Origin of the sequence: Micromonospora sp. NPDC049048, assembly GCF_043197615.1 — a bacterium.
Lineage (GTDB): Bacteria > Actinomycetota > Actinomycetes > Mycobacteriales > Micromonosporaceae > Micromonospora.
This window is the reverse complement of the sequence record NZ_JBICTM010000001.1, coordinates 379,840-405,720: the sequence shown is the minus strand read 5'-3', so window position 1 is coordinate 405,720 and position 25,881 is coordinate 379,840. Positions and strand designations below refer to the sequence as shown.

Below are 25,881 nucleotides of genomic sequence, written 5' to 3'. Positions count from 1 at the left end.
CCGGTACGGCCGGGTCACCGCCGCGAGACGTGGGAGTTCGCTGGTGATGTCGGGCTCCTTCCGAGTGCCCTGCTGATCCTGTATTAGACAACGTTCGCACACAACACGACGGGCTCCGTATGCGCGGGCATGGGTCTGATCACTACGCGCCGGCGGGCAAAACGGACGGGTGTGCCCTCCGGCCGCCACCGGGAGTCCCGCTGGCGGCCCCCGGGGTGCAGGATGGTGCCCACCTGAGACCCGAGGAGACCCCGTGGGCGCACCCCCCATCCGCCCCGCCGACCGCGCGCTGGCCCGCCCCGGCCGCCGGATCGCCGCCGCCGTGGCGGCGCTCGCCGCGCTGGTCGCCGTCGGCGCCGGCAGCCTGCTCGACCTGCGTACCCCCACGCCGCGCCCGGCCGACGCGCCGCCCGGCGAGTTCAGTGCCGCCCGGGCGTACGAGCACGTCGGCGTCGTCGCCGCGCGGACGCACGTGGCGGGCAGCCCGGCGAACGACCAGGTCCGCGCGCACGTCGAGGGGGTGCTGCGCGGTCTCGGCCTGGAGACCGAGGTGCAGGACACCGTCGCGCCCGAGGCCGGCCAGCTCAGCGGGGCGGCCGGCGGGGCCGCCCTGGCCCGGGTACGCAACGTGGTGGCCCGGCTGCCCGGCACGGACCCCACCGGGAAGGTCTTCCTCGTCTCGCACTACGACTCGGTGCAGTCCGGGCCGGGCGGCAACGACGACGCCGCCGGCACCTCGACCATCCTGGAGGTGGCCCGCGCGCTGGCCACCGGCCCCCGGCCGCGCAACGACATCGTCTTCGTGCTCACCGACGCCGAGGAGGCGTGCCTGTGCGGGGCGGCGGCGTTCGCGTCCAGCCACCCGCTGGCCGCCGACGGCGGCGTCGTGCTCAACCTGGAGGCGCGCGGCTCCACCGGCCCGGTGATCATGTTCGAGACGTCGCGGAACAACGCCGCCCTGGTGGACGTCTTCGGCCGGGCCGCGCCGCACGCCGTGGGCACCTCGTTCGCCGTGGAGATCTACCGGGCGATGCCCAACGACACGGACTTCACGGCGTTCCTCGACAACGACTTCGTCGGGCTCAACTCGGCGTACATCGACGGCGGGGCGATCTACCACACCCCGCTGGACACCCCCGCCGCCATGGACCGGGCCAGCCTCCAGCACCACGGCGACAACGCCCTCGGCCTCGCCCGTGAGTTCGGCCGGGTGGACCTGACCGCGCTGGACTCCGGGCACGACGCCACCTACTTCCCCGTCCCGGGCGGGCTGGTCCGCTACCCCGGCTGGCTGGTGCTGCCGTTGGCGCTGCTGGCGCTCGCCGCCGTGGCGGCCCTCGGCTGGCTCGCCCTGCGCCGGGGCCGCGTCACCGCCGGCCGGCTCGCCGCCGGGTTCGGGCTGGTGCTGCTGCCGCTCGTCCTCGCCCCGCTCGCCGCGCAGCTGCTCTGGGCGGCGGTCACCGCGCTGCGGCCCGGCTACGCCGAGCTGCTCGACCCGTACCGGCCCACCTGGTACCGGCTGGCCGTGGTGGCGCTCGCCGCCGCCGTCCTGTTCACCTGGTACGCGCTCACCCGCCGCCGGGTCGGCCCGGCTGCGCTCGCCATCGGCGGGCTGGGCTGGCTGGCCGTGCTCGGGGTGCTGCTCGCCGTGCTGGTGCCCGGCGGGGCGTACCTCGTCACCCTCCCGGCCCTGGCCGGCGCGCTGGCCGGGCTGGTCGCGCTGGCCACGCGGATCGACGGACCGTGGCCGGTGGTCGCGGTGACCCTGGCCGCCGCGGTGGCCGTGGTGATCCTGCTGCCCACGGTGGTCCTGCTCTTCCCGGCGCTCGGCATGGCGATGGGCGGGGTGGCGGCGCTGGTCGCGGTGCTGCTCGGCCTGGCCGCGCTGCCGGTGGTCGACCTGCTGCACCCGCAGGCCGGCGGGCAGCGCGGGATGGTCGCCCTGCGCGCGCGCCGGCTCGGCGCGCTGCCGGCCGCCGCCACCGCCCTGACGGCGGTGGTCCTCACCGGGGTCGGGCTCGCCGTCGACCGCTTCGACGCCGCGCACCCCGCCCCCACCCACCTGATGTACGCCCTCGACGCCGGCACCGGGCAGGCCCGCTGGCTCAGCCGCGAGGAGGATCCGCAGCCCTGGACCGACGGCTACGTCGACGGGGTGACCGAGGTGGCCGACTTCCCCGGCCTGGGCGACGCGGAACTGCGTGCCGGCCCGGCGCAGGCGGCGAACCTGCCCGCCCCGAAGCTGGAGGTGCTCGCCGACACCACCACCGGCGCCGAGCGCACCCTGCGTCTGCGGCTGGTCCCCCAGCGCCAGGTCCGGCTGACGACCCTGCACGTGGAGGCGGCGACGGCGACGGTGCTGCGGGCGGAGGTGGCCGGCCGTCCGGTGCCGGTGGAGGCCGGTGCGGGCCGCTGGGGCTTCGGCCTGGTCTTCCACGCCCCGCCGCCGGAGGGGATCGAGGTGACGCTGACCGTCGCCCCGAAGGCGGGCCAGGTGGCGCTGCGCGCGATGGACGCCAGCGACGGCCTGGACGCCCTGCCCGGCTTCCGGCCCCGCCCGCCCGACGTGGGGATCAAGGGCTCACACACCTCGGAGATGCTGGCCGTGGCACGCACCTATCCGCTCTAGCCAGTCCCCGTCGCGGGCATGTTCTCCATCGAGTCGCCGCGTGCGTAACGCCAGCCACATCGACGACGCCGGATAGGTGGAGACAGCTGACACCTGGCTGTGCCCTCGCCGTCACGGCGAGCCGTCACCTGCGACGTAAGGACGCTATGCGACCTCGTTCTCCGTCCCGCTCGATCCGACGTACCCTTGCCAACTCTCTCGCCACCCTCGCCCTCGTCGGCGGCGCGGCGGCACTCGCTCCGGCCGACGCGGTGGCGGCCGGAAAACTCCAGCCCGACCTGGCTGTCGACCTGATGATGACCAACGTGTTGAACCCGGCGGAGGGCGAGACCTTCTACGCCGAGATCGACGTCCGGAACTACGGCAACGGGGCATCGGACCCGGTGACGCTGACCGTCTCGGTGCCTCCGGGGTTGCAGACCACAACCCCCGCCCCCGACGCCGGCTGGACCTGCGCGACGGCGAGCACGACGAGCTACACCTGCTCGTATCCGGAACTGGCGGCTGGCGGTCGCGCGTTCCGGCTGCATGTGCCGTTCGTCGTGGCCGGCGCGGCACCGGGCAGCGCGGTCCCCGTCACCACGAGCATCACCCCGCAGCGCCGTGAGGCGAACACCGGCAACAACACCGGTTCCGTCACGGTGGCGATCTCGGGCACGTGCGTCATCCGGGGCACCGTCTGGCACGACCTCGACCGGGACGGGCAGCGTGAGGAGGGTGAGCCGGCCGTCGCCGGCGGCCCGGACGGCGTGTTGAACGTGAGTCTGTGGATTCGGCAGGGACAGGCCATCGGCGGCGGCTCGACGACCGTCAACCCGGACGGGACCTGGTCGATCACCGCCCGCACCGAACTGCTGTACCAGGTCCGGCTCGAGGCGTCGAGTGCGTACGGTCGGACCGTAGCCGACTCGGGTGACGACGCCACCGACTCGGACATGGTGACGTCGTACCAGTTCGAGCCGACCCTGCTCGTCGGCAGCGCCGAGTTCCACGCCGCGCACGGCGGCGAGTACGTGGTCGACGCCGGCCTGATCCCCCAGAGCTGAGCCCGTCGCCGCCCGCCCGAGGCAAGCCGCCCGTCCGAGGCGACTCGGGCGGGGGCGCGACTCACCGGATCGGTGCCAGGCCGGGGCTTCTACTTCCAGCGGAAGTGGACGAAGAGGCGGCCGAAGTTCTTCGAGTCCTTCTCGACCCGGTGGTAGAGCTGCTTGACGTCCTTCTGGTCGAGGAAGCGCAGCACCCGCTTCTTGAGCTGGCCGGAGCCCTTGCCGGGGATGATCTCGACGAGGGTGGCCTTCTTCGCCACCGCCTCGTCCATGATCCCGCGCAGGGCCCGGTCGATGTCGTGGCCCTTGTTGAAGATGTCGTGCAGGTCCAGCTTCAGCTTCATCGCGTACCCGCCGGCAGCTCACGTCCCATGACGCCGATGGTAGGCGTCCCGCGGCGTCCACGGCGACGGCCGGTGATCAGGACGGCATGGACCCTACGTGGCAGTTTTAGGGTCCATGGCGTCCTGATCACCCCGCCCGTCTCCCGGCGGCGAGCACTCGGGCGGGTGCCGTCAGCGGCCGCCCGCGACCCGGGTCTCCACCCGGTGCAGGGCGGTGCGGTAGTCGTCGTTGCCGCTGTGCATGGCCGCCGCGATGCGCAGGTGCCGCAGCGCGTCGGCGTGCCGGTTCAGCCGCTCCAGCGTACGGCCCAGCACGTGGTGGGCGTAGTGGTCGGCGGGGTCCCGGTCGACCAGCTCCCGCAGCTGCGCCTCGGCCCGGCTGAGCTGGGCCGACTGGAAGTACGCCCGGGCCAGCAGCTGCCGTACCGAGGCGTTGCCCGGCTCGGCCTCCACGATCGGTTCGAGCAGCCGGGCGGCGCCGGTCGGGTCACCGGCCTCGAAGAACATGGTCGCCCGCCGGTACTCGGCCAGAAGATCCATCCGACCCACCCCCTCGTGTCGCACCACTGTCCCGACGCTGGCACAACACCCGCCGTACCGCGACTCTTCCCGGCCGGGAACCGCGTCGACCCCAGGCTGCCATCGCCGCGCCAGCAGAGCCGGCGGGGCAGAACGCCCGGACGGCCAGCGCCCCCTCGCCGGAGCCGGGGCACGGAACGCGCGGGCGGGGTCAGGTGGTGGCGCCCTGCCGGCCGGCGGCCAGTTCCCAGGCGCGGACGCCACCGACGATGCCGGCGGTGTTGGGCACCACCACCACGTCGTCGCCCATCCGGGCGAGCTGCTCGGGCCGGATCAGCCGGGAGTTGCCGCCGCCCAGGTAGAGCCGGTCCCAGCGGAACACCGGGCGCAGCCCCTCCACGACCTGCCGGATCCGGCGGGACCAGAACGCGTCCCCGAGGCGGCGCCGCTCCGGCTCCCCCACGTACGTGTCGTAGGTGGTGCCCCAGCGCACCGGGGCGTGGGACAGCTCCAGGTGCGGGGCGAGCACCCCACCGTCGAAGAGTGCGCTGCCCAGCCCGGTGCCGAGGGTCAGCACCAGCTCGCAGCCGGTCCCGGCGACCACCCCGGCGCCGTGCACCTCGGCGTCGTTGAGCACCAGCGCCGGCACCCCGAACGCCTCGGCGAGCGCGGTCCGCGCGTCGTACCCGGCCCACTGGGCGACCAGCCCGGGGTCGACCTTCGAGCGGGGACCGGAGCGGGTCACGTAGTGCGGGGTGGCCACCACCACCCCGTGCCGGATCATGCCCGGCAGGCCGACCGTGAGCCGGTCGGCGGCGGGCAGCCGGCCGGCCAGTTCCAGCAGCGTCTTGACGAAGAGCGAGGGCGGCAGGGGGTACGGCGTGGGCACCCGCAGCGGCCGGGCGCGCATCGTGCCCGCCTCGTCCAGCACCGATGCCTTGATCCCGCCGCCGCCACAGTCGATCGCCAGAGTGGTCACCACCCGAGCAGTGTGCCGCGTGCCGACCGGACTCCGTTCACCGATCTTGCACTTCCAGTCCGGCAGCCGCACCCTTCGCCCCTTTCATCCGGACTCGAAGGGCAGGAACGCGCAGCGGTGGGGCGCGGGGGCGGGCATCTCGGCGCGCGGTCGGGCAGGCGGGCGAAGGCAGGAGCGCGCAGCGGTGGGGGCACGCGCGGGGGCGGGCCGGGCGGGCACGGGGGCGGGATAGGGTCGGGGACTGATGAGCGCGACGATGATCGTCAAGGGGTTGGCCGCGGGGCACGGGGACCGGGCGCTGTTCGCCGGACTGGACCTGGTGGTCGCACCCGGGGACGTGGTGGGGCTGGTCGGGCCGAACGGGGCCGGCAAGTCGACGTTGCTGCGTACCCTCGCCGGGTTGTTGCCGGTGGAGGCCGGCAGCGTGACGCTCAGCCCGCCCACGGCGAGCGTCGGGCACCTGCCGCAGGAGCCCGAGCGGCGCCCCGGCGAGGCCCTGCGCGACTTCCTGGCCCGACGCACCGGGGTCACCGCCGCGCAGACCGCGCTGGACGCGGCGACGGCGGCCCTCACCGACGGCGCGCCCGGCGCCGACGACGCCTACGCCGAGGCGCTGGAGCGCTGGCTCGCCCTCGGCGGCGCGGACCTGGAGGAACGGGCCGAGCAGGTGGCCGCCGAACTGGGCCTCACGGTCGACCTCGACCACCCGATGACCGGCCTCTCCGGCGGCCAGGCGGCCCGGGCCGGGCTGGCCTCGCTGCTGCTCAGCCGCTACGACGTCTTCCTGCTCGACGAGCCGACCAACGACCTGGACCTGGCCGGCCTGGAGCGGCTGGAGCAGTTCGTCACCGGGCTGCGCGCCGGCACGCTGCTGGTCAGCCACGACCGGGAGTTCCTCACCCGCACGGTGACCCGGGTGCTGGAGCTGGACCTGCATCAGCAGCAGGTCCGGCACTACGGCGGCGGATACGCGGGCTACCTGGAGGAGCGCGAGGTGGCCCGCCGGCACGCCCGCGAGGAGTACGAGGAGTACGCCGACACCCGCGCCGGCCTGGAGGCACGCGCCCGCACCCAGCGCGCCTGGATGGAGAAGGGCGTGAAGAACGCCCGCCGCAAGGCCACCGACAACGACAAGATCGGCCGCAAGTTCCGCGCGGAGGCGACCGAGAAGCAGGCGGCCAAGGCCAAGCAGACCGAGCGGCTGATCGAGCGGCTGGAGGTGGTCGAGGAGCCGCGCAAGGAGTGGGAGCTGCGGATGGAGATCGCCGCCGCGCCCCGCGCCGGCGCGGTCGTGGCCTCGCTGCGCGACGCCGTCGTACGCCGGGGCGGCTTCACCCTCGGCCCGGTGACCCTCCAGATCGACTGGGCCGACAAGGTGGCGGTGACCGGGGCGAACGGCTCCGGCAAGTCCACCCTGCTCGCCGCCCTGCTGGGCCGGCTTCCCCTCGACTCCGGGCACGCCGCGCTCGGCCCGGGGGTGGTGGTCGGCGAGGTGGACCAGGCCCGGGGGCTGTTCCTCGGCGACGCGCCGCTGATCGACGCGTTCGGCGCCGCCGTACCGGACCTGTCGCCGGCGGACGCGCGGACGCTGCTGGCCAAGTTCGGCCTGCGCGCGGGGCACGTGCTGCGGCCGGCGGCGACCCTGTCGCCCGGTGAGCGGACCCGGGCGGCGCTGGCGCTGCTCCAGGGGCGCGGGGTGAACCTGCTGGTGCTGGACGAGCCGACGAACCACCTGGACCTGCCGGCCATCGAACAGCTCGAGTCGGCGCTGGCCAACTACCCGGGCACGCTGCTGCTGGTCACCCACGACCGGCGGATGCTGGACGCGGTCGCCACCAACCGCCGGCTGCGGGTGGACGCCGGGCGGATCGCCGAGGACTGATCCGTGCCGACCCGCGCGCGGCGGGTGAGAATGACGGCATGCTCAAGTGGGAGTACGCGCTGCTGGTCCGCCGCCGCCAGCCGGCCACGAACGACCTCGGCTGGGAGGTCGTCTTCGTCTGGTACGGCCCGGACGGCTCGATGGTCGACGTGACGCCCTACGGCGACACGGCGCTGGCCCACCTCAACCGGGCCGGCGACCAGGGCTGGGAGCTGGTCGCGATGAGCGAGGACCCGTCCCTGCCCGGCAACAACGAGCTGCACCGCTACCACCTCAAGCGGCCCAAGCCGGCCGCACCGCCGCCCCGGCAGCGGATGCGTGGCGGCGGACGCCCCCGGCGGACGATCACCGGCTGACCGTCCCGCCTCCCGGCCCTCCCCGGCCCCGGCGTGGCCTGGCCCCGACCGGCCTGGCCCGACCCGCCTGGCCTGGCCCCGACCGGCCTTCTTCGGCCGGACCTGGACCGTCCGGCGCCGTGGCCCGCCTGGCCACGATCGCCGGTTGAGTCGCCGGCTCCGGGCCCTCGCCCGCGCGGCCAGCCTGACGCGCCTCGCGCAATTGGAGGCATACCGGACGGGGATCCGGGTAACGGGCGGCGGGAGGTGGGCCGATGGTCGCGTTGACGCAGGCTTCGCCCTCGGCCGAGCGGCTGCGGGCGGTCGATGAGTTCCTCGCGCAGGCGTGGGCCGACCAGGTCCGGCACGACGCCCGGCTACGCGATCTCGCGGTCGAGGTGCGCTTCGATCGCGGGGTGGCCCACGTCAGCGGCGAGGTGGCCGATCCGGCGCAGCTGCGCCTGGTCCGCGAACTGGTCGGCCGGCTGGCCGGAGTCTTCGGGGTGTGGTGCCGGGTCGGGGTCGGTGGGCGGGCGCCCGTGGTGGTGGACCTCGGCTGCGGTGCCACCAAGCAGTGGCCGGGCAACCTGGGGCTGGACATCTTCCCGGCCCCGGGAGTGGACGCGGTGGCGGACCTCTCCGGCTCGCTGCCGCTGGCCGACGACTCGGTGGACGTGCTCTTCGCCGTACACATCCTGGAGCACCTGATCGACTTCCTGCCGCTGGTGGACGAATGCCACCGGGTGCTCCGGCCGGGCGGGGTGCTGCACGTGATGAGCCCGTGGTGGGGGCACGTGAACGCCGTCGCCGATCCGACGCACGTCCGGCTGCTCGACGTACAGACGATCAAGGGGGTCTGCGTGCAGCGCCCGCCGGGCACCCCGCGCTGGCATCCCCTGCACGCCGGCTGCGACGGCGCCTCCATCTTCGCCGACCTGACCCCCCTCCCCCCGGACGCGGATCCCCCCACCCCCACCCACCTGGCCCGCTTCTTCGCCTGACCCCCTGCCCGCCCCTCCTCGTTGATCATGAGGTTGTTGTCGCGACACACCGGGGCGGAGCGCAACAACTTCATGATCAACGGAGCCGAGGGCAACCCGGGGGAGGGTGGGAGGGGAGCAGTTAGGGGGAGGCGGGTTCGGTTGGGCGGGCCGCCGCCTGGCTGGGGCGCTGGGCCAGGCGGTTGCGGCGGTAGCCGTAGCCGAGGTAGATCAGCACGCCGAGCAGCATCCACGCGGCGAAGCGCAGCCAGGTCTCCACCGACAGGTTCAGCATCAGGTAGAAGCAGGCCAGCGCCGACACGATCGGCAGCACCGGGGAGAGCGGCACCCGGAACGGCCGGTCCAGGTCCGGGCGCTTGCGGCGCAGGACCGGCACCGCGACCGAGACCAGCACGAACGCCGCGAGCGCGCCGATGCTGACCAGGTCGGCCAGGGCCGACAGCGGCAGGAAGCCGGCGAGCAGCGCGACCACCACCGTCATGACGGCCGAGATCCGGTACGGGGTGCCCCAGCGCGGGTGCACCTTGGCGATCGACGGCGGGATCAGCCCGTCCCGGCTGATGGCGAAGCCGATCCGCCCCATGGCGACCAGGTCGACCAGGATCACGCTGGTCAGGCCGGCGACGGCGGCGATGGAGACGAGGATGCCGGCCCATTCGGCGCCGACCGCGTTGAAGGCCGCCGCGATGGGGGCGCCCCGGTCGATCTCGTCGTACGGCACCATGCCCACCAGGACCAGCGAGACGCCGACGTACAGCACGGTGGAGATCAGCAGGGTGCCGAGCAGGCCGAGGGTGAGGTCCCGGCGGGGCCGCTTCGTCTCCTCGCCGAGGTTGGCCACCGCCTCGAAGCCGGTGTACGCGAAGAAGACCACCGCGGCGGCACTGAGTACGCCCACGAAGCCGAACACCGAGGGCTCCAGCCCGAAGAGCGCCTGGGTGACGGGCTGCTTGATGCCGTCCTCGCCGCCGCCGGCCGGCTCCGCCGGCGGGACGAACGGGGTGAGGTTGGCGGCCTTCACGAAGAACAGGCCGGCGGCCACGATGAAGACACAGATGGCGACCTTCACCAGCACCAGCACGTTGGTCACCCGGGCGGACTCGCGGATGCCGACGATCGCCACGACGCCGAGCAGCAGCACGATGCCGATCGCGCCGACGTTGACGACGCTGCCCTCCTCGCCGAACCAGGCGGTGGGCAGGCCGACGAGTTCGGCCAGGTATCCGGACCAGCCGCGGGCCACCACCGCCGCGCCGAGGGCGAACTCCAGCAGCAGGTCCCAGCCGATGATCCAGGCGACGATCTCGCCCATGGTCGCGTACGCGTAGGTGTACGCGCTGCCGGCGGCCGGCACGCTGGAGGCCAGCTCGGCGTAGCAGAGGGCGGCGAGCAGGGCGACCAGGCCGGCGATGGCGAACGAGACCACCACCCCGGGCCCCGCGCTGTCCCGTGCCTCGATGCCGGTGAGCGTGAAGATGCCGGTGCCGATCACGATGCCGATGCCGAAGCCGGTGAGGTCACGGGCGCCGAGCCGCCGCTTCAGGCCCGGTCCGCCGTCGGCACCGTCGGCCTCGCTCTGCGCGATCACGTCGCCGATCGGCTTGGTACGCAGCACGGACACGGCCGTCACCCCCCCACCGTCCGGACCACCTCCGTGGCGACCGGTGACCGGCGTTGCTACCCAGGGCGGACCCTGCTCAATCACCACGCTTCAGGTCATTCGGGTCACCACCTGGCGTGTGTGCTCCAGCACGGTGCGCCCCGTGGCCCCGGCCACAGGGACGAGCCGGCATGGACGGACGGATGGATCCCGCTCAGACTCTTGCGCAGAACCGTGAGGTGTGAAAATTTCCTACCTGCGGAAGATTGTCAACGGCGAATCTTGCCGTCTGCGCCGCGATGAACCCCTGACACGGGAGCCCCAACGAAGGGACACACCGCATGAAGGCAACTCGGCTCGGAGCCGCCGGGCTGGCCGCAGCACTGCTCGGCGCGCTCGTCGCCGCGACCCCGGCGAGCGCGACGCCCGACACGGCGACCACCGCCGCCTCCACCACCACCTGCGTCACCAACCCGGCCACCCCCAAGCGGCAGTTCCGGGCCATGTGGATCTCCTCGGTCGTCAACATCGACTGGCCGAGCAGCGCATCCCACACCTCGCCGGACCGCATCGCCACCCAGCAGGCCGAATACCGTCAGCTGCTCGACCTCGCCGAGCGGCTCAACCACAACGCCGTGGTCGTCCAGATCCGGCCGACCGCGGACGCGTTCTGGCCGTCGCCCTACGAGCCCTGGTCCGAGTACCTGACCGGGGTCCGCGGGCAGGACCCGGGCTGGGACCCGCTGAAGTTCGTCATCGACGAGGCGCACAAGCGGAACCTCGAGTTCCACGCCTGGTTCAACCCGTACCGCGTCTCCATGCCCGCCCCGGGCGGCGCCGGCGGCGACATCAACCTGCTCGCGCCGAACCACCCGGCGCGCCAGAACCCCGACTGGGTCTTCGCCTACCCGCCGGCCGGGGTCGCCGGCAGCCGGCTCTACTACAACCCCGGCAACCCCGAGGTCCGCGAGTTCGTGCAGACGGCCATGATGGACGCCGTCAAGCGGTACGACGTCGACGGCGTGCACTTCGACGACTACTTCTACCCGTACCCGAGCGGCACCCACCAGGTGCCCGACGACGCCACCTTCGCGGCGCACAACCGGGGCTTCACCGACAAGGCCGACTGGCGGCGGGACAACACCAACCTGCTGATCCAGGAGATGGGCATCAAGGTCAAGGCCGCGAAGCCGTGGGTGAAGTTCGGCGTCAGCCCGTTCGGCATCTGGCGCAACCAGTCGGCCGACCCGCTGGGCTCGGACACCACCGGCAGCCAGGCGTACGACACCGTCTCCGCCGACACCCGCAAGTGGGTGAAGGAGGAGTGGATCGACTACATCGTGCCGCAGCTCTACTGGTACATGGGCCAGTACCCGGCCGCCGACTACACCCGGCTCGTGCCGTGGTGGGCGGACGTGGTGAAGGGCACCAAGGTGCAGCTCTACATCGGGCAGGCCGACTACAAGAGCGGTGACCCCGCCTACGGCTCGTTCTGGATGAACCCGCAGGAGCTGTCCAACCACCTGACGCTCAACCGGGCGTACCCGGAGGTCCAGGGCAACATCCACTTCTCGGCCGTGCAGGTACGGGCCAACCGGCTCGGCGCGACCGACATCTACGCCGCCGAGCACTACTCCCGCCCGGCGCTGATCCCGACCATGTCGCACCTGCCGAAGAAGCCGCTGCTCATGCCGGTCGTCACGAAGGCCGCCCGGCAGGCCGACGGGGTCCGGCTGAACTGGCTCCAGCCGGCCGACGGCCTGGGCCCGCTCGGCACCGCCGCGTCGTACGCGATCTACCGCTTCGACGGCGTCGGCCTGGCCGGCCGGTGCGACTTCGCCGACGGGGCGCACCTGGTCGACACGGTCCGGGCGGTTGGCACCGGGACGCAGTCCTGGGTGGACACCACCGCCGAGGCCGGTAAGCGGTACACCTACTACGTGACCGCGCTCGACCGAGTGGCGAACGAGAGCCCGGCCAGCCCGCCGGCGTTCGTGAGCTGACGTTCCACCGGATGCCCCGGGTGCCCCTGGCACCCGGGGCATTCGTCTGTTTCGACACCTGCCACCAAATGTCGGCGGGCACCGTATCCCCCACGTATTCATGATCGACACTGTTCGGCACTCCGGTGACCCGCCGGTAGCCCCCGTCCCACCCGCTCATCCCCCGCGGAGGTATCCCGTGACCAGACGCTTCACCACCCTGCTCGCCTCGGCCGCGCTCACCGTGCTCTTCGTCTTCGGGGTCTCCTCCCCCGCCGCCGCCGTCACCACCTCGCAGAAGCTGTCCGTCCTGTCGAGCTGGACGCAGACCAGCGCCACCAGCTACAACTCCTGGAACTCCGCGCGGCTCAACCAGGGCGCCTGGTCTGCGTACGCGTTCAACTGGTCGACCGACTACTGCTCGTCGAGCCCCGACAACCCGCTCGGCTTCAAGTTCAACCTCTCCTGCTATCGGCACGACTTCGGCTACCGCAACTACAAGGCGATGGGTCAGTTCTCGGCGAACAAGGCCCGCCTCGACGACGCCTTCTACGCCGACCTGAAGCGGGTCTGCGCCACCTACAACGCCACCGTCCGGCCCGCCTGCACCAGCCTCGCCTGGACGTACTACCAGGCCGTCAAGGCCTTCGGCTCGCCCGCCGCCGTGCAGCCCGCCGACATCGAGCGCGCCGCCCGGATCAAGGCCGACGCCGAGCGCAGCGCCGCCGCGAGCCACTGATCCACGTACCGCCCAGGGGTCCGCGCCCCGGCCGCCACGGCCGGCCGCGGACCCCGACCGGCACGGGTGCCGGCCGGACCCGCCGTCAGGCGTGACCCGTGTGGTGGCGAGGCCGCTCCGGGGTGACGGGCTGGCGGGGGGCCACGCGGGCGTGACCGAACCTCGCCGAGCCCGCCGCCAGGTCCGGATGCTCGACGGCGAGGGCCAGCGCCGCCGCCTCCTCCAACCCCAGCTCGGCCCCCTCGCCGTACGCGCCGTCGAAGGCCGCGTCACCCAGCTCCCGGCGCAGCTCACCCTGCCGCTGCGCCCAGTAGTCGCCGTAGATGCCCGGAGCGCAGCGCATCTTCGCCCGGGTCGCCCCCGCCGCGCCGAACAGGCGGGCCGCCGTCAGCCCGTCGCCGCCGACCGCACAGCGCACCGCCATCGCGTTCAGCGTGTCGCAGGCCCGACCGTGGAAGCCGTGGCTCATCCGCGACCGGAGCGCCACCTGGAGGTGCTCGTGCGTGGCGACCAGGTCCCCGCGCGCCAGGGCGACCATCCCGAGCAGCATGTCGACCGAGCGCCGCCCCCGCTCCACCGGGCGCGCCGCCTCCACCGGACGGGCCGCACCCAGCAGCTCGGCCGCCTCGTCCAGGGCACCCCGCCGCCAGAGCAGCTCGGCCAGACTGAACACCCCGAAGAGCGCGTCGCCGATCACCTCCTGGCCGGACGCCCAGTCGATCACCTCGCGGCAGATCCGCTCGGCCTCCGTGAACTGCCCCATGTCGACCAGCGGGGCCGCCCGCCCGGCGAGCACCCGGGCGAGCAGCCCGGCGTCGCCCGCCTGCCGGGCCGCCGCCTCCGCCCGCTGCGAGTAGCGCAGCTCCTCGGCGAACTCGCCGTCCGCGCCGGCGTGCAGCGAGTGCATGTGGTACGCCGCCGCCAGCTCGGCCTCCGGGATCCGCTCCCCCGTCTCGGCGATGCGCCCGTACAGCCGGAACAGCCAGAGCCGCCCCTCCCGGGCCAGGCCCCGCTCCCGCCACCACTGGTCGAGCCCCCCGGCCACCCGCAGACCCGCCCGGGCGCTGCCACCGGTGGCGCACCAGCGCAGCGCGGCGCGCAGCTCACCGGCGAGCGGATCGAGGGCGTAGAGCGACAGGGTCACCGGCCGCCCGTCCGGGCCCAGGTGCGCCCGCTCCAGCGCGTGCATCGACCACGCCACGTGCCGGTTACGGGCCGACTGCTCCTCCCCCGCCTCCACCAGCCGCCGCGCCGCGTACGCCCGGATCGGGTCGAGCATCCGGTAGGTGCTGCCCGAGGCGTGCGGCTCGGCCAGCACCATCGACTTGTCGACCAGCACCGAGAGCGGATCGAGCGGATCGTCGCCGAGCAGCCACTCCACCGCAGCCAGGTCGACCGGGCCGGCGAAGACCGCCAGCCAGCGCAGCAGCCGGGCGGCGCGCGGCCCCAGCGTGCGGTACGACCAGGTGACCGTGGCCTGCATGGTCAGGTGCCGCTCGATGGCGGAGCGCTGCACCGCCCGTACGGCAGGGCTGGGCGAGGCCGCCGCCACGGCTGCCGGCACCAGGTCGACGGGGTCCTGCCCGTCGCCCGGCCGGCCCGGCTCCGCCGCCGGCGGGTCCCGGTCCTCCCGGCCCGCGTCCAGGGTGCCCAGCACGTCGTCGAGGCGCTCGGCGAGCTGCCCGATGGAGAGCACCCGCAGCCGGGCGGCGGCCAGCTCGATGGCGAGCGGTAACCCGTCCAGCCGTCGCACCACCCGGCGCAGGTCGGCCGACTCGGCCGGGTCCGGTGGCCGGCCGCCCCGGGCCGCCGCCGTCCGGTCCAGCAGCAGCGCGACCGCGTCGCTCTCCGCCCCGTCGACAGGCGGGTCGACCGACAGCGACGGGATCCGCCAGACCACCTCGCCGGGCAGGCCGAACGACTCCCGGCTGGTGGCGAGCACCCGGACGCCCACCCCGCCGGCGAGCAGCCGGGAGATCACGTCGGCCGAGGCGGCCGGCTGGGCGTCGCAGGTGTCCAGCAGGACGAGCATCCGGCGCGCGGCCGCGTACTCCACCAGCGTGTCCACCATCGGGCGGCCCGGCTCGGGACGCAGCCCGAGCACGGCGGCGACCTCGAACGCCACCAGCCCCGGGTCGGTGACCGCGGCGATGTCCACGAACCAGACACCGTCCGGATGGGACTCCACCAGGTCGACGGCGAGTTCCACGGCCAGCCGCGTCTTGCCCGCACCACCCGCGCCGAGGACGGTCACCAGCCGGTGCGCCTCCACCAGCCGCTTGAGTTCGGCGCGCTCGGCATGCCGGCCGACGAACGAGGTGACCGGAGTGGGCAGGTTGTGCGCGCTCGCGTCGGCGGTACGGGGCCGCGGGAACTGCCGCTCCAGGCCGGGGGCGACCAGTTGGAAGAGCCGTTCCCGGTCGTCGAAGCCGCGCAGCCGGTGCAGGCCGAGGTCGATCAGGGACGCGCCGGGCGGCAACGGCTCCGCGTGCCGCGCCGCCGCCGCCGAGCAGAGCACCTGGCCGCCGTGGGCGGCGGCGGCCACCCGGGCCGCGCGGTGCACCTCCGGGCTGACGTACTCGCCGTCGCGCGGCTCCGCCCAGCCGGTGTGCAGCCCCATCCGCACCCGGGGCACGGCGTCGGCGGTGGGCCACTCGTGGCTGGCCAGCGCCCGTTGCGCGGTCAGGCAGGCGGTCAGCGCGGCGGTCGCGTCGCCGAACGCGAGGAAGAACGAGTCCCCCTCGGTCAGCAGCTCCGCGCCCTCGGCCGCCGCGATGGTGTGGCGCAGCAGGCGGCGGTGTTCCCGCAGCACCGGCCGGTAGTCCGGGCCGAGCAGTTGGGCCAACCGGGTGGAGCCCTCGATGTCGGTGAAGACGAAGGTCACCAACCCGCTCGGGAGGTCGATCCGTGGCGACATGGTGGAACCTCCGCCCGTGACGTCGGACTCATGCTGCCTGATACCGGACGATCACGCATCGTGAGAACGGTCGGCCGGACCCGACCCTGCGGAGCCGTCCGGCGCCGGCCGACCGGAGAGGACGGGCCGGCGCACGACGTGGCGGACGAGGAACCAGTCCGCACGGGCGGGACCGTCGACGGACCCCCACCGGTCGTCGGGTGCGATGCCGAACTCCAGGTGGGGGCGTGCGGTCAGCAGCCGCAGCCACCGCCGCAACAACCCCCGCCGGCGGGAGCGGGCGCACCACCGGCGGCACCGCCGCCCCGGGCGGTGACCGCCACGGTGGACAGGAGCTTGACCGTGTCGGCGTGCCCCTGGGGGCAGGAAGCCGGCTCACCGGCCTGCGCCATCGGACGGTTGACCTCGAATGTGTCACCGCAGGCGCGGCAACGGAATTCGTACCGGGGCATGGCACCAGGGTACGACCGGTCCTGACGAACAGGGGGACATGGGAGATACTCAACTTGTGGCGGACGGCGAGGACAGGACGACCCATCGACCCCTGCGGCCTGCGGCCCCGGTCGAGGAGCCACTCGCGGGTTCTGGCCCCGCGCCCGGTCCCGCGACGCGACTGCCACGGCCCCGCCGTCCCTGGCTGAGATCCACGACCACCGGGAAGAAGCCCGCCGACCAGGCACAGCCGGCGGACGCGGCCGAGAAGAAGCCGGCCGCAGAAGCCGAGCCGGTGGAGGCCGAGCCGGCCGCGAAAGCCGAGCCGGCCACAGAGGCCAAGCCGACCGAAACGGCGAAGCCGGGCGACCAGCCGAACGGAGACAAGGAGCCGGGCGACGGGCCCACCGGGAAGGCGAAGCCCGGCGACGCACCTACCGGAGAGACGAAGTCGGGCGACGGGTCCACCGCGGAGGCGAAGCCTGCGGAGGCGGCGAAGCCGGATGACGGAAAGACCGTTGCCGCGAAGTCGACCACCGGCTCGGGTGACCTCGCGGAGACGAAGGTCGACGGGGTCGCGCCGGCACCGGCCGCCGGGCCCCGGCGTCGCCGGGTGCAGTTCGCGCACGCCGTACGCCGGCCGCCGCACCGCGTCGCGATCGCCGCCGCCCGCGCCACCCGGGACTGGTCGCGGCGGCCCGGCGGGCGACTCACCCTGCCCGGCGTGTTCCTGCTCGCCCTGGTCGCGGCGACGGCCGCGGCGGGCGCGCTGCTGGTGCCCGCGACGGCCCGCGGGCCCCGCCCGGTCGCGGTCGACGCCACCACCGTCGCGCCGACCGCCGTCCCGCAGGGGACGCTGCCCGGCGACGTGCCACCGCCCGGCGGGATGCCGCTGCCGACCCTGACGGTGCCGCCGCTCGGCACGACACCGACCGGCCCGCCCGTCGGCGGGACCACCGGTCGGCCGTCGGACGCGCTGGCCGGCTGGGCCGCCCAGATCGGGCCCAAGGTCGGCATCTCGCCGGTCGCCATGCAGGCGTACGGCTACGCCGAGCTGGTACTCGCCCAGACCAACCGCAGCTGCGGGCTGAGCTGGACCACCCTGGCGGCCATCGGGTTCGTCGAGTCGGGGCACGGCCAGGCCAACGGCGCGAAGCTCCGCCAGGACGGCAAGGCGCTGCCCGAGATCATCGGCCTGCCGCTCGACGGGCAGGGCGGCCGGATGCGCATCGCCGACACCGACCGCGGCGTGCTGGACAGGGACACGGTCCTCGACCGGGCGGTCGGGCCGATGCAGTTCATCCCGACGACCTGGCAGGAGATCGGGGCGGACGCCGACAACGACGGCGTCAAGGACCCGCACGACCTGGACGACGCCGCCCTCGCCGCCGGCAACTACCTCTGCAAGGGCGGGCGTAACCTCACCATCCCGGCCGACTGGTGGAACGCGATCCTGTCCTACAACGACGTCCGCCGCTACGCCCAGGACGTCTACGACACCGCCAACCGCTACGGACAGGCCAGCCGCACGTGAAGTGATCGTCTGCATACATTGGAGGACCGGACACTTCCTTCGGGCACCGGTTAGCGGCAAGCTAGACGGGTGATGGTGCGCGAGTGGGACCCCAGGACCGCGTCGTCCGCCGAGATCGCGTCGCTGTTGGACACGCTGAACGCGGTCCTGGCGGCCGATCTTCCGCAGGATCCGCCGTGGCGGGAGACCTCCCTGCGGGAATACCTCGCCGAGGTGATGCCCGGTGAGCGGCGGATCTCCTGGATCGCCCAGGCGGAGCCGGCGGCCGACGGCAGCCCGGGGGCGATCCTCGGGCAGGTGCACGTGCTGCTGCTCGGCGACATCGGCGTGCTGGAGGTGCTTGTACACCCCTCGGCGCGACGCACGGGGCTCGGCCGGGACCTCGTACTGACCGCCGCCCGGCGGGTCTACCAGGAGGGCTTCCAGTCGATCGGCGTGGAGGTGGTCGGCGACACGCCGGCCGTCGCCTTCTACGAGTCGCTCGGCTTCTCGAAGGAGTACGTGGAGACCCGCAGCGTGCTGGACCTGTCCGGGGTGGACTGGGCCGAGCTGGCCGAGATGGCCACCGGGGTCGGCGCGGGCTACCAACTCCAGTTCCATCCCGGCGGCCCGCCGGACGAGCTGATCGAGGCGTACGCCCGGGCGAAGGCGGAGGTGCGCGACGTCGAGGACGGCGAACTGCGCCCCAGTTCCGCCGACCCGCAGCGGCTGCGGGACAGCCTGGACTGCCTGCACCGGCGGGGCATGAAGCCCTACATCGTGCTCGCCCTGCACGAGCAGACGGGGGAGGTGGCCGGGCTGACCGAGGTGGTCGTACCGGTCCAGCATCCCACCCGTGCCGACCAGTACGACACCATCGTCGTGCAGGACCACCGGGGCTACGGCATCGACCGCGCGATCAAGGCCCGGATGCTGATGGAGCTGCGTTCGGTGGAGGCGGAGCTGGCCGAGGTGCAGACCTGGAACGCGCAGGCCAACGAGGCCATGCTCAAGGTCAACGCCGAGCTGGGCTACCGTCCGGACCGCGAATGGTGCGAATACAGCATCGACGTGGCTGAGCTGGTACACCGCCTCGACGCCGGACGCTGACCGGAACGTTCACGAATCCGTCCGCTGGGGGATGGACGGCGGTCAGCAGCGACCCTTAACGTGCGTTAGTTCACCGTCCACCCATCGTGGAGGCCCCATGCGCCCGCGCCGCACCCTTGCCGCGCTCGCAACCGCCACCGTCGCCGTGACCGCCACGGCCGTCGGCGTCGCACCCACCGCGGCCAGCGCCGCGCCCACCGATCTCTTCATCTCCGAGTACGTCGAAGGCTCGTCGAACAACAAGGCGATCGAGCTGTTCAACGGCACCGGCACCGCCGTGGACCTCGCGGCCGGCGGATACCAGCTCCAGCTCTACTTCAACGGCTCCACCACGCCCACGAACCTGGCCCTCACGGGCACGGTCGCGGCCGGTGACGCCTTCGTCTTCGCCGCCGCCTCGGCCGCGCCGGCCATCCTCGAGCGGGCCGACCAGACCACCGGCGCCAGCCTGTTCAACGGCGACGACGCGATCGTGCTGAGTCGGGGCGGCACCGTGCTCGACTCGATCGGTCAGGTCGGCGTCGACCCGGGCACCGAGTGGGGCACGGGCCTCACCAGCACCGCCGACAACACGCTGCGCCGGTCGGCCGCCGTCACCTCCGGCGACACCAATCCCTCCGACGCGTTCGACCCGGTCGCCCAGTGGGTCGGCTTCGCCGTCGACACGTTCGACGGCCTCGGCACGCACGCCATCGACGGCGGCGGGCCGGTCGACGCGCCCGCCACGCTCACCTGCGGCCCGGCGCTGGTGACCCCGGCCGGTACGGCAGCCACCCGGGAGGTCACCGCCACCGACCCGGACGACCGGATCGTCGACCTGGCGGTCACCTCGGTCAGCCCGACCCCGGCCACCGGCTCCGTCAGCCGCTCGGCGGTCGTCCCGGCCGACGCGGTCGGCGGCACCGCCCGCGCCACGGTCGGCACGAGCGCCGACCTGGCCGCCGGGGCGTACACCGTGGTGCTGACCTCCACCGACGCGGACGGCGACACCGCCACCTGCACCCTGGCCGTGCAGGTGACCCGGGAGCTGACCGTCGGCGAGGTGCAGGGCCCGACCACCGACGCCGAGTCCGGCCCCGCCGACCGCTCGCCGCTCGCGCCGGCCTCGGGCAACGGCACCAGCAGCACGCTGTACGACGTACGCGGCGTGATCACCCAGCGCACCCTGGCCCGCGACTCGTCGGGACGCGACCAGCACGGCTTCTTCCTGCAGAGCCGTTCCGACGCCACCGACGGCGACCCGACCAGCTCGGACGGCATCTTCGTCTTCATGGGCTCGTTCACCTCGCTGATCGGCGGCTACGTGCCCACGGTCGGCGACGAGGTGGTGCTGCGCGCCCGGGTCTCCGAGTACTACAACTTCACCCAGCTCTCCGGGGCGTCGCTGGTCCGCCGGATCGCCACCGGCGTCGACGTGGACACCGAGGTCGAGGTGACCGACGCCGTGCCGCCGGTCGAGCTGGCAGCCGCGCAGCGCTTCTTCGAGCGGCACGAGGGTGCCCGGATGCGGGTGCGTGCCGGCAGTGGCGCGGTGAGCGGGCGCAACGTCTTCGCCTCCACCGCCGACGGCGAGATCTTCGTGATCGACCGGGACGACCCGCTGCTGGACCGCGCCGACCCGTACGCCCGTCGGGTGTTCCGGGACGCGCACCCGCTGGACAACGACCCGACCCGCCGCTTCGACGACGGCAACGGGCAGCGGATCCTGCTCGGCAGCATGGGCGTCAAGGGCACCACGGGCGACAGCGGCGCGCTGCTCCCGCCCGCGCGCGCGTTCGACACGCTGACCGCCGACGCGGTCGGCGGGCTCTACTACTCGTTCGAGAAGTACGGCGTGCAGGTCGAGGCGGCCACGTTCACGGGCGGAGCCGACCCGTCGGCGAACCACCCGCCGAAGCCCGCCAACCGGGCGGAGGAGATCTCGGTCGCCACCTACAACGTCGAGAACCTGTACGACTACCGCGACGACCCGTTCGACGGCTGCGACTTCGCCGGCAACGCCGGCTGCACCGGGGTACGCCCGCCGTTCGACTACGTGCCGGGCAGCGAGCAGGAGTACCGCGAGCAGCTCACCGCGCTGGCCGACCAGATCACCACCGACCTGCACTCCCCGGACCTGATCCTGGTGCAGGAGGCCGAGGACCAGGACATCTGCTCGGTCTCGGGCGGCGAACTGGTCTGCGGCACCACGGACAACGCGGACGGCGCGCCGGACACCCTCCAGGACCTGGCGCTGGCCATCACGGCTGCCGGTGGCCCGGCCTACCAGGCCGCGTACGACCGCACCGGCGCGGACGCCCGGGGCATCACCGCGGCGTTCATGTTCCGCACCGACCGGGTGTCGCTGGCGACGCCCACCGCCGGTGACCCGCTGCTGGGCTCGACGCCGACGGTGCGGTACCGGGGTGCGGGGCTGCCGGGCAACGCGGACGTGCAGAACCCGAAGGCGCTCAACGCCGTGCTCCCCGCCGACGTGGACACCTCCACCGGCAAGGACGGCGACAACGTCTTCACCCGCGCCCCGCAGCTCGGCAAGTTCACCGTGGCCGCCGCCCCCGGCTCCGCCGAGCGGTACACGCTGTGGGCCGCCAGCAACCACTACTCGTCGGGGCCGGACAGCCGGATCGGGCAGCGCCGGGAGCAGGCCGCGTACGGGGCCGCGATCGTCACCGCGATCGAGGCGTCGGACCCGCACGCGCGGGTGGTCTACGGCGGGGACCTGAACGTCTTCCCCCGCCCCGACGACCCCATCGCCACGGCGGCGGACCCCACCGGGTCGGACCAGCTCGGACCGCTGTACGAGGCGGGCATGCGCAACCTCTGGGACGACCTGCTCGCCGACGCGCCGTCGTCCGCCTACTCGTACAGCTTCGAGGGGCAGACGCAGACGCTGGACCACCTGTTCGTCAACGGCGCGTTGCACCGGGACCTGGTGGAGATGCGGGCCGCGCACGTCAACGCCGACTGGCCGGCCGACCACGCGGCCGACGGCAGCCGGGGTTCCAGCGACCACGATCCGCAGGTGGCCCGCTTCCGCTCCCGGGCCTCGTTGAGTGTCGGCGACGCGTCGGTGGTCGAGGGCGACCGGGGCACCCGACCGCTCACCTTCACGGTCACCGTGTCGCGCCCGCTGTCCCAGCCGGTGCTGCTCTGCGCCGCCACGTACGGCACCACGGCCCAGGCCGGCGCCGACTACGACCCGTACGTCGGTTGCAAGGTCCTGGCCGCCGGACAGACCTCCCTGGCTTTCCCGGTGACCGTGCGCGGTGACCAGAAGCGGGAGGCCGACGAGAAGGTGAACCTGGTCGTGGCCGGGGTGCCCGGCCTGCGGCTGGCCGACCCGCTCGCCGTGGGCACCATCACCAACGACGACTGACGTCGCACCGGAGCCCGCCCCGACGGCCCGCCGCCCAGGAACGTCCTGGCCGGCGGGCCGTTCGCTCACCACGGGAAGCGTGGATCGGGCACGTGCGGCGGGGGCACGCGCGGCGGTGGCGGCACGCGCGGCGGCGGAGGCACACTGCGGTACTTCGCCACCCGCACCTCCCACTGGCTGCGCCGCCGCATGGCGTCGCGGACCCGACGGTCGCGATAGAACGTCTCGGGTGGACGGGCCAACCCGTAGATGTCCGCCCACCACTCACCCGGCTCCGGGTCGAGAATGGTGTCCAGGTGCGAGGGATAGCGACGCCCCGCCCCGTCGCGGGTGTCCTGCCAGTCCCGCATCGGCTTCAGCACCCGCCCGAACTCGTTGACGACGGCCAGCCGGAACCCGGCGACGCCGATGATGCGGCGCAGGAGCAGGATGCTCGGCACCAGCTGCCCCGCCTCGATCCGCCCGACCGTGGCATGGTTCACCCCGGCCCACCGCGCCAGCTCCCGCTGGCTGAGGCTGGCGTACCGCCGAACCGCCCGGACGATGCCCGCCGCCGGCCACGGAGTGTCGAACGGCTCGGTCAACATGACGGGCAACTCCCGTGCACCCGCCGCCTGGTCAAGGTCCGCAGGCTGCGCCAGGCCCGCCGACTGGTCGAGGCCCACCGTCTGGTCGAGGTCCGCCAGACCCGCCGGATCGTCCGCGTCCGACGGCCCCACGGGAGCCTGCGGCCCGGCTGTGCCCTCCGGCCCGAAGGAATCCTGCGGCCCGACGAGGCGCTGTGGTCCAACCCAACCTGGTGGCCCGCCGGAGCCCGGCGGTCTGCCGGAGCCCGGCGGTCCGATGCCGTCTGGCAGCCCGACGGGGCCCGGCGTTGTGGCGCGGTGGGGCGCCGACCGAGATCCCGTCGGCGCGGTTCGGGCGGCAGCGGGGCCCGGCTCGGTGGCGACGGAATTCGGGGGCGGGTCAGCGGAAGGGCCGGTCATCCGCTCACGGTCCCGGCTGCGGCGCCCCTCCCGCAATCCCGCCCGCTCCGCCTGTGGAAAACCTCGCCGCCTGTGGAAAACCCGCACGACCCTGCCGCATCAGCCCGGCGCACCCGGACCGGCGCTACGGCCAATGTCACCACCCCAACCAAGGTGCCGGCGATGACGCTGAGTGACACAACTAGATTATCGACCAATAATCACTCTGAGTAACAGCATTCCGGGCATCAGAGCAGCCCTGCACACGTTGCAGACGGAGCCAATGGCGTGACCAGCAGGTTTGGCACTCATCGCCCTCAGGAGCAACCAAGCCCCGCGCGCCCTTTGCTCTGCAACCAGATACGCAACGGCCACTCAGGGTTGCCGGCGCGTATATGGCTGCAGAGCAAAGCGTCCGAAGGACGATGGTGTTCGACCACAGGGAAGCTACACAGTGTCACGGAAGGTTGCCGCTGGGAGCATGCCGGATGCGGCTGGGCGAGTGGCGAGCATCCAGGTGGCGAGGGCGTGCCGGACGGCGAGGCAACACCGGCACCGGCAGCCAGGCGACGCCGAGGAGGCAGCACCGGCACCGGCAACCTGGCGACCCCAAGGAGGGAGTACCGGCACCGGCAACCTGGCGACCCCAAGGAGGCAGCACCGGCACCGGCGGCCGGGCGAACCGAGGAGGCAACACCGGCACCGGCGGCTACCTGGGACATCTCCTGGCGCTGGCGGCGGCGACTTGGACGACGGGTCGGCAGGGTGTGGACTTCGGCCTGACCTCGCTCGGTCACAGACGGGCCGGTGCGGGCCGTCGAGCCGGACTGTGCGGAGCTGGGCCAGGGCGCGCTGGGCGGGACTGGGCTGGGCGTTTCATGAGTTGATCTCGGTGTGGATAGGCGTCGAGAATGATCGTGTGGGTCGCGGTGATCCGAGGGACGAAAGGGGCAGCAGCATGGCTGCCGACTACTACGACGCCGATACCGAGAACGGCGACCACATCGCCGACCCGTCCGAGGATGCCCTGTACATGCTGCTGCAAGACCTCGACCAGCCCGACAACACCTTCGTCACCATCACCCCCGCCGACGACAGTGACTGGTACGCCTCGGTCTCCCTGCTCGATGACGGCAGCTACGAGGTCGAACGCCGCGACCCCAGCCACCACCAGCACGAACACAGCACAGGAACCAACATCTCCGCGATCGCTAACGACCTGACGATCTGGTTGGCCGGCCGCGACTACCCCGGACGGCCCACCAGCCGATCGTGACTCCTAGAACCACGCCTTGATGCGACGAGCCGAGCGGTGCGGAAGCCGGGGCGGGCGAGCCGGGGCCAGGGCCAGGCGAGCCGGGGCCGGGGCCGGGCGGGCGAGCCGGGGCCGGGCGGGCGAGCCGGGGCCGGACGGGCGAGCCGGGGCCGGACGGGCGAGCCGGGGCCGGACGGGCGAGCCGGGGCCGGACGGGCGAGCCGGGGCCGGACGGGCGAGCCGGGCCGGCGGGCGGCGAGTTGGTCAGTGGCGTTCGCGGAGGAGCCGGGCGGCCTCGACCGCCCAGTAGGTGAGGATGACCTGCGCGCCGGCCCGCCGGATCGACGTCAGCGTCTCCAGCATCACCCGCTCGCGGTCGATCCAGCCGTTCGCGGCGGCTGCCTCGACCATCGCGTACTCACCGGAGACCTGGTAGGCGGCGACCGGGACGTCCACCGCCGCGCGGACGGCCGACACCACGTCGAGGTACGGCAGGGCGGGCTTGACCATCACCAGGTCGGCGCCCTCGGCGACGTCCAGCTCGACCTCGCGCAGCGACTCCCGCAGGTTCGCCGGGTCCTGCTGGTAGGTGCGCCGGTCGCCCTCCAGCGCCGACTCGACCGCGTCGCGGAACGGGCCGTAGAAGGCCGAGGCGTACTTGGCGGCGTACGCCAGCACGGCCACGTCCTGGTGGCCCGCGGCGTCGAGCGCCCGGCGTACCACGCCGATCTGGCCGTCCATCATCCCGGACGGCCCGACCATCCCGACCCCGGCGGCGGCCTGGGCGACCGCCATCTCGGCGTACGCCTCCAGCGTGGCGTCGTTGTCGACGTCGCCGTCCGGGGTGAGCAGGCCGCAGTGCCCGTGCGAGGTGAACTCGTCCAGGCAGAGGTCGCTCATCACCACCGTGGCGTCGCCCGCCTCGGCGACGACGTCGCGGATCGCGACGTTGAGGATGCCCTGCGGGTCGATCCCGCCGGAACCGGTCGCGTCCCGCCGCTCCGGCACGCCGAAGAGCATGATCCCGCCGACGCCCGCCTGGACCGCCTCGGCGGCGGCCTTGCGGAGCGAGTCCCGGGAGTGCTGGAGCACTCCCGGGAGCGACGCGATCGCCCGCGGCTCCGTCAGCCCCTCCTTGACGAACATCGGCACGACCAGCTCGGCCGGGTCGACGCGGGTCTCGGAAACCAGCCGCCGGACGGCCGCGTTGCGGCGCAGCCGACGGGGCCGGATCTCGGGGTACGGCATCACGGGCCT

19 protein-coding genes are annotated in these 25,881 nt (G+C 73.5%); 11 read left to right on the top strand and 8 right to left on the bottom strand.

Going from position 1 to position 25,881, the window contains the following annotated elements; all coding sequences use genetic code 11:
- The first annotated feature begins 253 nt into the window (after positions 1–253).
- Both ACGFIG_RS01910 and ACGFIG_RS01905 read left to right on the top strand, forming a co-directional pair.
- The gene (locus ACGFIG_RS01910) at positions 254–2,629 is read left to right on the top strand and encodes a M28 family peptidase (RefSeq protein ID WP_392998243.1); all 2,376 of its coding nucleotides are present in this window, start codon (positions 254–256) and stop codon (positions 2,627–2,629) included.
- 146 nt (positions 2,630–2,775) lie between these two features.
- Positions 2,776–3,675 (top strand): SdrD B-like domain-containing protein, encoded by a 900-nt coding sequence (locus ACGFIG_RS01905; protein WP_392998241.1) that lies wholly within the window; start codon positions 2,776–2,778, stop codon positions 3,673–3,675.
- A gap of 89 nt (positions 3,676–3,764) precedes the next feature.
- Here the strand turns inward: ACGFIG_RS01905 and ACGFIG_RS01900 are convergent, their stop codons facing one another.
- The 3 genes from ACGFIG_RS01900 to ACGFIG_RS01890 all read right to left on the bottom strand — a co-directional run bounded on the left by ACGFIG_RS01900 (position 3,765) and on the right by ACGFIG_RS01890 (position 5,520).
- On the bottom strand, positions 3,765–4,019 hold the full coding sequence (locus ACGFIG_RS01900; RefSeq protein WP_013736060.1) for a Smr/MutS family protein: 255 nt from the start codon (positions 4,017–4,019) through the stop codon (positions 3,765–3,767).
- 171 nt (positions 4,020–4,190) lie between these two features.
- Entirely contained in the window at positions 4,191–4,559 is a 369-nt protein-coding gene (locus ACGFIG_RS01895; protein WP_392998239.1) for a tetratricopeptide repeat protein, read from the bottom strand.
- Between the two features lie 190 nt (positions 4,560–4,749).
- The gene (locus tag ACGFIG_RS01890) at positions 4,750–5,520 is read right to left on the bottom strand and encodes an ROK family protein (RefSeq protein ID WP_392998237.1); all 771 of its coding nucleotides are present in this window, start codon (positions 5,518–5,520) and stop codon (positions 4,750–4,752) included.
- A gap of 241 nt (positions 5,521–5,761) precedes the next feature.
- Here ACGFIG_RS01890 and ACGFIG_RS01885 point away from each other — a divergent pair, with 241 nt between their 5' ends.
- From ACGFIG_RS01885 to ACGFIG_RS01875, 3 genes are all read left to right on the top strand, one after another.
- Positions 5,762–7,399: an ABC-F family ATP-binding cassette domain-containing protein gene (locus tag ACGFIG_RS01885; RefSeq protein WP_392998235.1), complete on the top strand. Its 1,638-nt coding sequence runs from the start codon at positions 5,762–5,764 to the stop codon at positions 7,397–7,399.
- 38 nt (positions 7,400–7,437) lie between these two features.
- On the top strand, positions 7,438–7,755 hold the full coding sequence (locus ACGFIG_RS01880; protein WP_392998233.1) for a hypothetical protein: 318 nt from the start codon (positions 7,438–7,440) through the stop codon (positions 7,753–7,755).
- A gap of 254 nt (positions 7,756–8,009) precedes the next feature.
- A complete protein-coding gene (locus ACGFIG_RS01875; RefSeq protein ID WP_392998231.1) occupies positions 8,010–8,735 on the top strand; it encodes a methyltransferase domain-containing protein in 726 nt (241 codons plus the stop codon).
- Positions 8,736–8,856: 121 nt separating this feature from the next.
- On the opposite strand, the gene ACGFIG_RS01870 is transcribed toward ACGFIG_RS01875, so the two are convergent.
- Positions 8,857–10,365 carry an amino acid permease gene (locus ACGFIG_RS01870; protein WP_392998229.1) on the bottom strand — a complete coding sequence of 503 codons (1,509 nt, stop codon included), beginning with the start codon at positions 10,363–10,365 and terminating at the stop codon, positions 8,857–8,859.
- Positions 10,366–10,676: 311 nt separating this feature from the next.
- Here ACGFIG_RS01870 and ACGFIG_RS01865 point away from each other — a divergent pair, with 311 nt between their 5' ends.
- Positions 10,677–12,338 (top strand): family 10 glycosylhydrolase, encoded by a 1,662-nt coding sequence (locus tag ACGFIG_RS01865; protein ID WP_392998227.1) that lies wholly within the window; start codon positions 10,677–10,679, stop codon positions 12,336–12,338.
- A 178-nt stretch (positions 12,339–12,516) separates the two neighbouring features.
- On the top strand, positions 12,517–13,056 hold the full coding sequence (locus ACGFIG_RS01860; RefSeq protein WP_392998225.1) for a phospholipase: 540 nt from the start codon (positions 12,517–12,519) through the stop codon (positions 13,054–13,056).
- 85 nt (positions 13,057–13,141) lie between these two features.
- On the opposite strand, the gene ACGFIG_RS01855 is transcribed toward ACGFIG_RS01860, so the two are convergent.
- Both ACGFIG_RS01855 and ACGFIG_RS01850 read right to left on the bottom strand, forming a co-directional pair.
- Positions 13,142–15,973 carry an ATP-binding protein gene (locus tag ACGFIG_RS01855; RefSeq protein ID WP_392998223.1) on the bottom strand — a complete coding sequence of 944 codons (2,832 nt, stop codon included), beginning with the start codon at positions 15,971–15,973 and terminating at the stop codon, positions 13,142–13,144.
- 233 nt (positions 15,974–16,206) lie between these two features.
- Positions 16,207–16,425, bottom strand: coding sequence for a zinc ribbon domain-containing protein (locus tag ACGFIG_RS01850; protein ID WP_392998221.1), 219 nt, complete (start codon positions 16,423–16,425; stop codon positions 16,207–16,209).
- Positions 16,426–16,463: 38 nt separating this feature from the next.
- On the opposite strand from ACGFIG_RS01850, the gene ACGFIG_RS01845 reads away from it, so the two are divergent.
- The 3 genes from ACGFIG_RS01845 to ACGFIG_RS01835 all read left to right on the top strand — a co-directional run bounded on the left by ACGFIG_RS01845 (position 16,464) and on the right by ACGFIG_RS01835 (position 22,404).
- A complete protein-coding gene (locus ACGFIG_RS01845) occupies positions 16,464–17,939 on the top strand; it encodes a lytic murein transglycosylase (protein ID WP_392998219.1) in 1,476 nt (491 codons plus the stop codon).
- 72 nt (positions 17,940–18,011) lie between these two features.
- Positions 18,012–19,028 carry a GNAT family N-acetyltransferase gene (locus ACGFIG_RS01840; protein WP_392999384.1) on the top strand — a complete coding sequence of 339 codons (1,017 nt, stop codon included), beginning with the start codon at positions 18,012–18,014 and terminating at the stop codon, positions 19,026–19,028.
- Positions 19,029–19,125: 97 nt separating this feature from the next.
- Positions 19,126–22,404, top strand: coding sequence for a lamin tail domain-containing protein (locus tag ACGFIG_RS01835; RefSeq protein WP_392998217.1), 3,279 nt, complete (start codon positions 19,126–19,128; stop codon positions 22,402–22,404).
- A gap of 65 nt (positions 22,405–22,469) precedes the next feature.
- Here ACGFIG_RS01835 and ACGFIG_RS01830 read toward each other — a convergent pair whose 3' ends face one another.
- Entirely contained in the window at positions 22,470–23,123 is a 654-nt protein-coding gene (locus ACGFIG_RS01830) for a multiprotein-bridging factor 1 family protein (RefSeq protein ID WP_392998216.1), read from the bottom strand.
- A gap of 1,204 nt (positions 23,124–24,327) precedes the next feature.
- Between ACGFIG_RS01830 and ACGFIG_RS01825 the strand changes: the two genes are divergently transcribed.
- Positions 24,328–24,645 carry a hypothetical protein gene (locus tag ACGFIG_RS01825; protein ID WP_392998214.1) on the top strand — a complete coding sequence of 106 codons (318 nt, stop codon included), beginning with the start codon at positions 24,328–24,330 and terminating at the stop codon, positions 24,643–24,645.
- Between the two features lie 243 nt (positions 24,646–24,888).
- Here ACGFIG_RS01825 and hemB read toward each other — a convergent pair whose 3' ends face one another.
- Complete coding sequence (gene hemB / locus ACGFIG_RS01820) at positions 24,889–25,872, bottom strand: porphobilinogen synthase (protein WP_392998212.1); 984 nt, start codon at positions 25,870–25,872, stop codon at positions 24,889–24,891.
- Between the last annotated feature and the right edge of the window lie 9 nt (positions 25,873–25,881).

Excerpts from the sequence above, each read along its gene's own strand:
- ACGFIG_RS01905 (WP_392998241.1), top strand. The coding sequence starts at position 2,776 with ATGCGACCTCGTTCTCCGTCCCGCTCGATCCGACGTACCCTTGCCAAC.
- ACGFIG_RS01900 (WP_013736060.1), bottom strand. The coding sequence starts at position 4,019 with ATGAAGCTGAAGCTGGACCTGCACGACATCTTCAACAAGGGCCACGAC.
- ACGFIG_RS01895 (WP_392998239.1), bottom strand. The coding sequence starts at position 4,559 with ATGGATCTTCTGGCCGAGTACCGGCGGGCGACCATGTTCTTCGAGGCC.
- ACGFIG_RS01885 (WP_392998235.1), top strand. The coding sequence starts at position 5,762 with ATGAGCGCGACGATGATCGTCAAGGGGTTGGCCGCGGGGCACGGGGAC.
- ACGFIG_RS01880 (WP_392998233.1), top strand. The coding sequence starts at position 7,438 with ATGCTCAAGTGGGAGTACGCGCTGCTGGTCCGCCGCCGCCAGCCGGCC.
- ACGFIG_RS01875 (WP_392998231.1), top strand. The coding sequence starts at position 8,010 with ATGGTCGCGTTGACGCAGGCTTCGCCCTCGGCCGAGCGGCTGCGGGCG.
- ACGFIG_RS01865 (WP_392998227.1), top strand. The coding sequence starts at position 10,677 with ATGAAGGCAACTCGGCTCGGAGCCGCCGGGCTGGCCGCAGCACTGCTC.
- ACGFIG_RS01855 (WP_392998223.1), bottom strand. The coding sequence starts at position 15,973 with ATGTCGCCACGGATCGACCTCCCGAGCGGGTTGGTGACCTTCGTCTTC.
- ACGFIG_RS01850 (WP_392998221.1), bottom strand. The coding sequence starts at position 16,425 with ATGCCCCGGTACGAATTCCGTTGCCGCGCCTGCGGTGACACATTCGAG.
- ACGFIG_RS01845 (WP_392998219.1), top strand. The coding sequence starts at position 16,464 with ATGGGAGATACTCAACTTGTGGCGGACGGCGAGGACAGGACGACCCAT.
- ACGFIG_RS01840 (WP_392999384.1), top strand. The coding sequence starts at position 18,012 with ATGGTGCGCGAGTGGGACCCCAGGACCGCGTCGTCCGCCGAGATCGCG.
- ACGFIG_RS01835 (WP_392998217.1), top strand. The coding sequence starts at position 19,126 with ATGCGCCCGCGCCGCACCCTTGCCGCGCTCGCAACCGCCACCGTCGCC.
- ACGFIG_RS01825 (WP_392998214.1), top strand. The coding sequence starts at position 24,328 with ATGGCTGCCGACTACTACGACGCCGATACCGAGAACGGCGACCACATC.
- hemB (WP_392998212.1), bottom strand. The coding sequence starts at position 25,872 with ATGCCGTACCCCGAGATCCGGCCCCGTCGGCTGCGCCGCAACGCGGCC.